At 57.3% G+C, this 8,159-nt stretch carries 10 protein-coding genes and 2 pseudogenes; 9 read left to right on the top strand and 3 right to left on the bottom strand.

All coding sequences use genetic code 11. The features are described 5' to 3' along the window. The 8 genes and pseudogenes from VEB01_RS23250 to nfi all read left to right on the top strand — a co-directional run. Nucleotides 1–132: pseudogene (locus VEB01_RS23250) on the top strand (IS701 family transposase); the annotation flags it as partial. Nucleotides 133–317: 185 nt separating this feature from the next. Further along, nucleotides 318–704, top strand: a complete 387-nt coding sequence (gene gcvH, locus VEB01_RS20005; protein WP_324878565.1) for a glycine cleavage system protein GcvH — start codon at nucleotides 318–320, stop codon at nucleotides 702–704. Between the two features lie 199 nt (nucleotides 705–903). Continuing rightward, nucleotides 904–2,253: pseudogene (gene gcvPA / locus VEB01_RS20000) on the top strand (aminomethyl-transferring glycine dehydrogenase subunit GcvPA); the annotation flags it as partial. Nucleotides 2,254–2,312: 59 nt separating this feature from the next. Next, nucleotides 2,313–3,761 carry an aminomethyl-transferring glycine dehydrogenase subunit GcvPB gene (gcvPB, locus tag VEB01_RS19995; protein WP_324878563.1) on the top strand — a complete coding sequence of 483 codons (1,449 nt, stop codon included), beginning with the start codon at nucleotides 2,313–2,315 and terminating at the stop codon, nucleotides 3,759–3,761. An 8-nt stretch (nucleotides 3,762–3,769) separates the two neighbouring features. Then, on the top strand, nucleotides 3,770–4,132 hold the full coding sequence (locus VEB01_RS19990; RefSeq protein WP_324878561.1) for a diacylglycerol kinase: 363 nt from the start codon (nucleotides 3,770–3,772) through the stop codon (nucleotides 4,130–4,132). A gap of 15 nt (nucleotides 4,133–4,147) precedes the next feature. Continuing rightward, nucleotides 4,148–5,080 (top strand): carbohydrate kinase family protein, encoded by a 933-nt coding sequence (locus VEB01_RS19985; RefSeq protein WP_324878559.1) that lies wholly within the window; start codon nucleotides 4,148–4,150, stop codon nucleotides 5,078–5,080. Nucleotides 5,081–5,085: 5 nt separating this feature from the next. After that, a complete protein-coding gene (gene mazG, locus VEB01_RS19980) occupies nucleotides 5,086–5,874 on the top strand; it encodes a nucleoside triphosphate pyrophosphohydrolase (RefSeq protein WP_324878557.1) in 789 nt (262 codons plus the stop codon). A gap of 197 nt (nucleotides 5,875–6,071) precedes the next feature. Then, nucleotides 6,072–6,734: a deoxyribonuclease V gene (gene nfi / locus VEB01_RS19975; RefSeq protein WP_324878555.1), complete on the top strand. Its 663-nt coding sequence runs from the start codon at nucleotides 6,072–6,074 to the stop codon at nucleotides 6,732–6,734. Between the two features lie 31 nt (nucleotides 6,735–6,765). Here nfi and VEB01_RS19970 read toward each other — a convergent pair whose 3' ends face one another. After that, nucleotides 6,766–6,996, bottom strand: coding sequence for an acetyltransferase (locus tag VEB01_RS19970; RefSeq protein ID WP_324878554.1), 231 nt, complete (start codon nucleotides 6,994–6,996; stop codon nucleotides 6,766–6,768). A 114-nt stretch (nucleotides 6,997–7,110) separates the two neighbouring features. Then, complete coding sequence (locus VEB01_RS19965) at nucleotides 7,111–7,311, bottom strand: hypothetical protein (RefSeq protein ID WP_324878552.1); 201 nt, start codon at nucleotides 7,309–7,311, stop codon at nucleotides 7,111–7,113. Between the two features lie 334 nt (nucleotides 7,312–7,645). On the opposite strand from VEB01_RS19965, the gene VEB01_RS19960 reads away from it, so the two are divergent. Continuing rightward, a complete protein-coding gene (locus tag VEB01_RS19960; protein ID WP_324878550.1) occupies nucleotides 7,646–7,981 on the top strand; it encodes a hypothetical protein in 336 nt (111 codons plus the stop codon). A gap of 51 nt (nucleotides 7,982–8,032) precedes the next feature. Here the strand turns inward: VEB01_RS19960 and VEB01_RS19955 are convergent. After that, a partial coding sequence (locus VEB01_RS19955; RefSeq protein WP_414675399.1) for a transposase occupies nucleotides 8,033–8,159 on the bottom strand: 127 nt, incomplete at its 5' end.

Genomic DNA, 8,159 nt, shown 5'->3' with positions numbered 1-8,159 from the left:
CTGGTCTGGGTCCGGCTCAAGTCCTTGGCGGCTCAAACCGGTCGAACGGTCTATCAACTCAAGCACGGCTTACTGGATGACTACCTTATTCGACAACTTAAAAATCCTTCGCTAGAAATGCGTCTTGCGTAAGTCCTGTCTGTGTAGTTTTAGAAAAGCGCCGACGGCCGAACTCCCCGTACCAATCTTGATATTGCCGGCAATCGCAGGTATTGGTCTCAATCGCTATGTATATACCGCTCTTTACCGTCGCTTTGTTTTCCCGTAATTTGACCGTAGTTGTCGGTCTTTTTGACGAATAGGAATAGGGTAGGACGATGAGCAGACTGCCGGACGATTTGAGATATGCGAAAACCCATGAATGGGCGAAACTGGAGGAAAACGGGAATGTGCGTGTGGGCATTTCCGATCATGCCCAGGAGCAATTGGGCGACGTGGTTTACGTAGAGCTGCCGGAAGTCGGCCGGCGAGTTGAGGCGGGCGAAGCGTGCGCCGTGGTCGAATCGGTGAAAGCGGCTTCGGATATCTATAGCCCGGTATCCGGGGAAATCGTCGAGGTCAATACATCCTTGTCAGATGCTCCGGAAGCGATTAACCAAGATTCCTATGCCGCTTGGTTGTACTGCGTCAAGGCGGACGATCTTTCCGAACTAAATGCCCTTCTGGATGCCGAAGCTTATAAAGCAGACGCTGGAGCCGATTGAGCGGCTTACTAATTTGTCTCCAATCTTAGCTCTCCTTCCGGCGGCAACGCTGGTGGTTTAGGCGTGTTGTAGCCAATGTGCCTGAAGCGCTGACCCCCTTCGATCGGGCTCAGGACAGGCTTATTCCGGCCTACAATCTAATTCAACCGCATTGCCTTCCGGCAGAAGCAGGAATAATTAGCAAGCGATGCCTTAGCCCATGCCATTTATCCCTCACACCGAAGAAGATATCCGCGATATGCTTACGGCGCTCGGTGTAGCGTCGATAGACGGGCTTTTCGACGAGATACCGGCGGAGTTACGTTGCGGCGTGCTGGATCTTCCGCCCGCCTTGAAGGAGATGGAAATTGCACGCCTGATGAAGGCGCGGGCTCATCAAGATCGTCCGCTTCTATGCTTTGCCGGCGCCGGTGCTTATGAGCACCACATTCCCGCCGCGGTCTGGGCCGTGGCCAGCCGGGGCGAGTTCTACAGCGCTTATACCCCTTACCAGGCGGAAGCGAGCCAAGGCACGCTGCAGGTGCTCTACGAATACCAGAGCATGATGGCGAGTCTCACAGCCATGGATATATCGAACGCTTCGCTCTACGACGGGGCTACAAGCCTTGCGGAGGCCGTATTGATGGCGGTGCGGGCGAACCGAAAATCGCACTCGCGCCGCATTCTGATGCCGAAGACCGTGCATCCTTTTTATCGTCGGGTGGTGGAGACGATCGTCGGCAGCCAGGCGCTAGAGCTGATCGAATTACCTTATGACGTTAAGGCCGGGCGCATCGATCCTGCCTCTCTGGAAATCCATTCGGGAACGGACATCGCCGCCTTGGTCATTCCCCAAACCAATTTCTTCGGTGTGCTCGAGGCCGTCGACGAACTGACCGATTGGGCCAAATCCAACGGCGCCATCGCCATCGCGCTGGTCGATCCCATAGCGCTCGCTCTGCTCAAACCGCCGGGCGAATGGGGGCAAGAGGGTGTCGATATCGTTTGCGGGGACGGCCAGCCTCTGGGTATACCTTTGTCCGGCGGCGGACCGTATTTCGGGTTTATGTGCTGTCGCAAGGAGCACATACACCAGATGCCCGGACGTTTGGTGGGCCGTACGGTGGATTTGGACGGCAAGCCCGGTTTCACACTTACGCTTCAGGCGCGAGAGCAACACATCCGCCGCGGCCGGGCGACTTCCAATATCTGCACCAACCAGGGATTGATGGTCACGGCGGCGACGATTTACATGGCGCTGCTCGGGCCGGAGGGATTAAGACGGGTGGCGCTGCAATCCCATCAAAATACGCTGAGCCTGATGAATGGCTTGGCCGCTATCGACGGAGTCGAGCGGGTTTTCTCGGAGCCTTTTTTCCATGAAGCGGTTTTCCGCACGCCCAGGCCCGCTCAGGAGATAACGGACGGCTTGGCCGAACGGGGAATTCTCGGAGGCTACGAGCTTAAGCGGGATTACCCTGAATTAGGCGAGGCCATTCTGGTGTGCGTAACGGAGACGCGTACCCAGGAGGATATCGAATCATACGCACGGGAACTGGCGTCGCTAGTTGGACACGGAGATTTTTTCACAATCTCAAGGCTGAAGAAGCCGAGATTGGAGCCGACAAAATGCTGATTTTCGACCGTTCGCGTCCCGGACGCGCCGCTCATGCCCAGTTGCTTCCGGAGACCGCGGAATCTCCGGTTATCCCCAATCACTTGTTGCGCAAGACCCACCCCGGGCTGCCCGAAGTGTCCGAGCTGGACGCCGTCCGCCATTACACGCGTCTATCCCAACACAATTTTTCCATCGACACCCAGTTTTATCCCTTGGGCTCCTGCACCATGAAGTACAACCCCAAGGTTTGCCATGACCTGGCGAGTTTACCCGGGTTTCTGAATACCCATCCGCTTGCGCTGGAGCGAGCCGGGCAAGGAATCTTGGCGTGTTTGTACGAACTGCAAGAAATACTCGGGGAAATTACCGGCATGGCCGGGGTCTCGCTGGCTTGCGCGGCGGGCGCTCAGGGCGAATTCGCGGGTGTCGCCATGATTCGTGCTTACCACAGGCTGCGGGACGATTCGGCGCGGACCGAAATGCTGGTGCCCGACGCCGCGCACGGCACTAATCCCGCTTCGGCATCCATGGGCGGTTTTCGGGTGCGGGAAGTCGCCACCGATTCCGACGGCAACGTGGACGTGGCAGCCCTCGAACAGGCCGTCGGTCCGCAGACCGCCGGCATCATGCTCACCAATCCCTCGACTCTGGGAGTATTCGACCAGCACATCCGGGCAATTGCCGACATCGTTCATCAAGCCGGGGGCTTGCTCTACTACGACGGCGCCAATCTGAACGCCATCGCCGGCAAAGTGCGTCCCGGAGATATGGGCTTCGACGTCATTCATCTCAATCTCCACAAGACTTTCTCGACCCCGCATGGCGGCGGCGGGCCGGGGGCAGGCCCCGTGGGCGTGAACGACAAGCTTCTGCCGTTCCTGCCGTTGCCCGTCGTAACCAAGGACGAACACCGCTATCGCATGCTGACCAAAACCGAGCGGCCCCACAGCATCGGGCACTTGGTCACGTTCGCGGGCAATGTCGGTGTTTTGTTGCGCGCTTATGTATACGCCCGAATGCTCGGATACGAGGGACTGAAGCGGGTGGCGGAGTTTTCGACGCTGAACGCCAACTACCTGCTCAAAAAACTAAGCGAGGAGGGATTCGAGCCGGCCTTTCCGCAGCGCCGAGCCGCTCATGAATTCATCATTACCCTGAAACGGCTGGCCAAGGAGCATCATGTCACGGCGCTGGACTTCGCCAAGCGCCTGTTGGATTATGGCTTCCATGCGCCGACGGTTTACTTTCCGCTGCTGATTCCCGAATGTTTGCTCATCGAGCCGACCGAGACGGAAAGCAAGGAAACTTTGGATGCGTTTGTCCGGGCCATGGCCGCGATTCTGAAAGAAGCGGAAGCTGACCCGAATCTGCTCAAGAGCGCGCCCCATTCGCTGCCGGTACGCCGTTTGGACGAAGTCCGGGCGGCGCGAAATCCCGATCTCGCCTACAAATCCCGATAACAACCCACATGGCTGGACAAACCCTCACGGGTATCACCCGTTTTTATGCGGCATTTACCAATTCGATCGCCGGCATCCGCGCGGCCTGGCTGAACGAGGAAGCGTTTCGGCAGGAATGTCTGCTGGTCCTCGCCGGCGTTCCCTTAGGCCTCTGGATCGGTCAGGACGGCATCGAGCGCGCGCTTCTCGTCGGCGTGTTGTTGAATGTCCTGATCGTCGAATTGTTGAACAGTGCCGTCGAAGCGACCGTCGACCGCATCGGTTTCGAACGGCACGAACTGTCCGGGCGCGCCAAGGATATCGGGTCGGCGGCCGTGTTTTTCTCGCTAGTTCTCGCCGGCGCGGTCTGGTTACTGGTTTTGGTTCGATAAAAAGGTAAGAAAAGAATGACAGCGTTAATCTGCGGCTCCATGGCCTACGACACCATCATGGTGTTTCAGGATCGGTTCAAGCATCACATCCTGCCCGAGCAGGTTCACATCCTGAACGTTTCGTTCCTCGTTCCGGAACTCCGCCGCGAGTACGGCGGCTGCGCCGGCAATATCGCCTACAACCTCAAGCTTTTGGGCGCCGATCCCTTGCCCATGGCCACGGTCGGCAAGGATTTCATGCCTTACGCGCAGTGGATGGGGTATTGCGGCATCAACCAGGACTTCATCAAGGTCCTGGACGATAGCTACACGGCCCAGGCTTATATCACCACGGACATGGACGACAACCAGATCACGGCTTTCCATCCGGGCGCGATGTCATTTTCCCACCTGAACCGGGTGCCCACGGATCGCGACATCCGCATCGGCATCGTGGCGCCGGACGGCAAGGACGGCATGGTTCAACATGCCGTGGAGTTCGCGGAAGCCGGCATCCCGTTCATCTTCGATCCCGGCCAGGGCATGCCGATGTTCGATGGACAGGAACTCCTCCATTTCGTCGAACTGGCGACCTGGGTGACCTTGAACGATTACGAAGCCCAGCTCATGCAGGACCGCACCGGTCTTGCGCCCGAAGAACTCGCGCGGCGTGTCGAGGCGTTGATCATTACCAAGGGCGCACAGGGTTCGTTGATCTACACCAACGGAACCAGTCATGAAATACCGCCGGCAAAGCCGAGTGCGGTGCTCGATCCGACTGGTTGCGGCGACGCCTACCGGGCCGGGCTGATCTATGGCCTTTTGGAAGAATTCGACTGGCCCACCATCGGCCGCATCGCCTCGCTGATGGGGGCTATCAAGGTCGAAACCAACGGCACCCAAAATCACAGTTTCACCCTGCATGCGTTCAAGGAGCGCTATCGGGAAAGCTTCGGCTCCGAGCTCTGATTTACATGAAGAACACCCGGCGGCTATTGGACATCATGGCGCGCTTGCGCCATCCCGAGACAGGGTGTCCCTGGGACTTGCAGCAGGACTTCGCGAGTCTTATTCCTCACACGCTGGAAGAAGCGTATGAAGTCGCCGATGCGGCGGAACGCGGCGATGCCGAGGATTTGCGAGAAGAATTGGGCGACCTGCTTTTGCAGGTCGTTTTTCATTCGCGGATCGCCGAGGAGCGCGGCTTGTTTACTTTCGAAGACGTAGCCGATGCCATCAGCGAAAAGCTAATACGTCGCCATCCCCATGTTTTCGGTGAAACCGTATTCGAAACCGATATCGAAAGGCATGAATATTGGGAATCGTCCAAAGTCGCCGAGCGCCGGGAAAAAGGCAAAACAGCGAACGACGACAGCGCATTAAGCGGAATCGCGGTGAATTTACCGGCGCTCATGGCCGCGCAGAAATTGCAGAAGCGGGCAGCCCGGCATGGCTTCGATTGGACGGAAATAGAGCCGGTTTTCGACAAGGTCAGGGAAGAATTGGACGAGCTGCAAGCCGCCTATGCCGCGAGTGACCAAGGCCATATCCACGAGGAGATCGGCGATTTATTGTTCGTGGTTGTCAATCTCGCGCGCCACCTCAAGGTCGATGCCGAAACGGCGCTTCGGGACGGCAACCGGAAGTTCATTCGCCGTTTTCGTCATATCGAAACGCAATTGGCGGCTCGGGGAAAGACCCTGGCCGAATCCACCCTGGCGGAATTGGATGCCTTGTGGGATGAGGCTAAACGGAGTCTGTAGGCCGGGATAAGCGTCAGCGTTCCCTGTATTTCGCGCCGGCCGGGAACGGCTATCGCCCCTTCGACGGGGCTCAGGACAGGCTTATCCCGGCCTTACAGTTCAGGGTTTTTGCGACACCCTTCAGAGAGAAAAGTGTGTGGGGTGGGTTAGCCCTGAAGCGCAGCGTCAAGGCGTAACCCACCAAATCGGCGTTGAAATTGAAACTACGACACGAACATGCCTGGGACGTAACACCGCGAGAGGCGATCGCCATCCAGGACCGGCTCCGACACCTGGTCAGCTTGCGGGACGATTTGCCGGAGAAGGTCCACTGCGTAGCCGGCGTGGACGTCGGTTTCGAAGAGGGCGGCACCGTCACGCGGGCTGCTGTGGCGATATTGAGTTTCCCCGAGTTGGTTCTGATCGACAGCCTTATAGCGCGGCGGCCCACCTCCTTTCCTTATGTTCCCGGCCTTTTATCTTTTCGGGAAATCCCGGCGATTTTGGATGCCTTGAAAGCTCTGCGGGCTCTGCCGGACTTGATTCTGGTCGACGGTCAAGGCTACGCGCATCCTCGCCGGCTAGGCATAGCCTGTCATTTGGGTGTGCTGACCGATATCCCAACAATTGGCGTCGGCAAGACGCGGCTTTTGGGGACTCATGAAGATGTCCCGAACCAACGCGGCGCTTGGGTTCCGCTTTCGGACAAGGGGGAGAGGATCGGCGCCGTGTTAAGGACGCGACAGGGCGTCAAACCGGTTTACGTATCGCCCGGCCACCGCATTGCTTTGGAAACGGCCGTCGAATGGGTGATGCGCTGCACGGTCCGTTACCGCGTGCCCGAAACGACGCGGCATGCGCACCGCCTCGCTTCGGGATGAAAACTCGGAGTGCGCGGCTGCTCCGATGTTCTCATGGTTTACTCGCGGGGAGTTCCTTGTCCCGATAATGAACGTCCTTCCAGCACACCGGAAGCTCTTCGCCGGACGGAAACAGCAGTTCAGTTTTGGGGAATTTTTCCGGGTCCTGCATCTCCTCGCCCCAATGCAAGCGTCCGACCACGTTTTTGTGTGTCGGATTGACCAGATCGTTGAGACCGAGGACCTCGATCAAATGTCCGTCTTTTTTCCGTTTGAGATACATGGCATGCGTCTCCTCTAATGAAACCGCTTCGCTAAAGGCCCGTCACCTTACATTAGACAACCAATAGAGCGATTCCACGGCGATGCAATGTCAAGTTTTCGTGCTCAAACCGAATCACTCGGAGCGCTTGCTTCCCGAAAGAGACTCAATGCTCCAATAGACCAACTGAGTCAAAACGAAACCCACCCCGAAACCGCCGATAAAGAATTCCGAAGCGTGATGCTGCATGGTGGTTGCCAGAAACTTGCCGGTAAAAAATCCAACCACCAGCGATAAGCCAATCCGCAATCGCTTGAATATCTCTTCTGTGTTCATAATCGGGCCAACTCACAAAACTTGGAGTAGGAGATTATTGGCGGAGGTCCGATAAAAGTGAACCCGACTATCCGCGAAATTCATCGAAACGCTCGGCCGCGATCCCCGGGTAGGGGAACGGGTGGCAGGATCGTCGCCTTCGCACGGATGGGCTCGAAGGGCAGCGGATAGGGACTTTCCGGCGTGATTATTGGAAGGCGGATCGAAGCTTGTCGGTCCGGCCGCGGCAAAATGCCGCCTCGGGCGTGATACGTAGGGTACTCGACTTGCTGAACTTCATCGGCGATAAGGAAATCTTAACAATTAAGGCGACAGATGAGATGGGCTTACCAAAATGACGGCATCCGACGAGTACGTTCTGAACGAGTTGACTGCCTGGTTCCGCCAGCGGCTGGATGAGCTGAAAATCCATTTCGACGACGAGCCGCTCAGCTATGAAGCCAATACGGCTTACGATATTGCTTTTTATCGGCTTCAGGCGGAAGCCCGAGACGCCTGGCTGGCACGCCACGGTTACACGCCGACCCCGGGACAACTCACCAAAGCCTTCTTCAATGCCGAGTTCGAACGCTCGCGCGAAAATCGCCTTGCCAAACGCAATTGGCTGTCGCGCGCCATTTGCCGGCTGCTTCCTTCCAGAACGTCCCGAAAGTCATTCCACAGCAAATAGTTTCCGCCCCGAACTTCCCTGCTCCCACTTTTCAGCACCTAGGGCGTGTCCTCAATTGAGCCAGATAACGGCTGCAGTGAGAAAAATGGCGGCCAGAAAGTTGCAATCGGTTTTGTCATAGCGGGTAGCGATGGCGCGGAATTGCTTGAGTTTGCAGAAAAAATTCTCGATCAGGTGG

The organism is Methylocaldum sp. (genome assembly GCF_035627495.1).
In the GTDB taxonomy this organism is placed as follows: Bacteria; Pseudomonadota; Gammaproteobacteria; order Methylococcales; family Methylococcaceae; genus Methylocaldum.
The sequence above is the reverse complement of the archived record's forward strand: the minus strand, read 5'-3'. Positions and strand labels throughout refer to the sequence as shown.

Coding starts and splice junctions, on each gene's coding strand:
- gcvH (WP_324878565.1), top strand. CDS start 318: ATGAGCAGACTGCCGGACGATTTGAGATATGCGAAAACCCATGAATGG.
- gcvPB (WP_324878563.1), top strand. CDS start 2,313: ATGCTGATTTTCGACCGTTCGCGTCCCGGACGCGCCGCTCATGCCCAG.
- VEB01_RS19990 (WP_324878561.1), top strand. CDS start 3,770: ATGGCTGGACAAACCCTCACGGGTATCACCCGTTTTTATGCGGCATTT.
- VEB01_RS19985 (WP_324878559.1), top strand. CDS start 4,148: ATGACAGCGTTAATCTGCGGCTCCATGGCCTACGACACCATCATGGTG.
- mazG (WP_324878557.1), top strand. CDS start 5,086: ATGAAGAACACCCGGCGGCTATTGGACATCATGGCGCGCTTGCGCCAT.
- VEB01_RS19970 (WP_324878554.1), bottom strand. CDS start 6,996: ATGTATCTCAAACGGAAAAAAGACGGACATTTGATCGAGGTCCTCGGT.
- VEB01_RS19965 (WP_324878552.1), bottom strand. CDS start 7,311: ATGAACACAGAAGAGATATTCAAGCGATTGCGGATTGGCTTATCGCTG.
- VEB01_RS19960 (WP_324878550.1), top strand. CDS start 7,646: ATGACGGCATCCGACGAGTACGTTCTGAACGAGTTGACTGCCTGGTTC.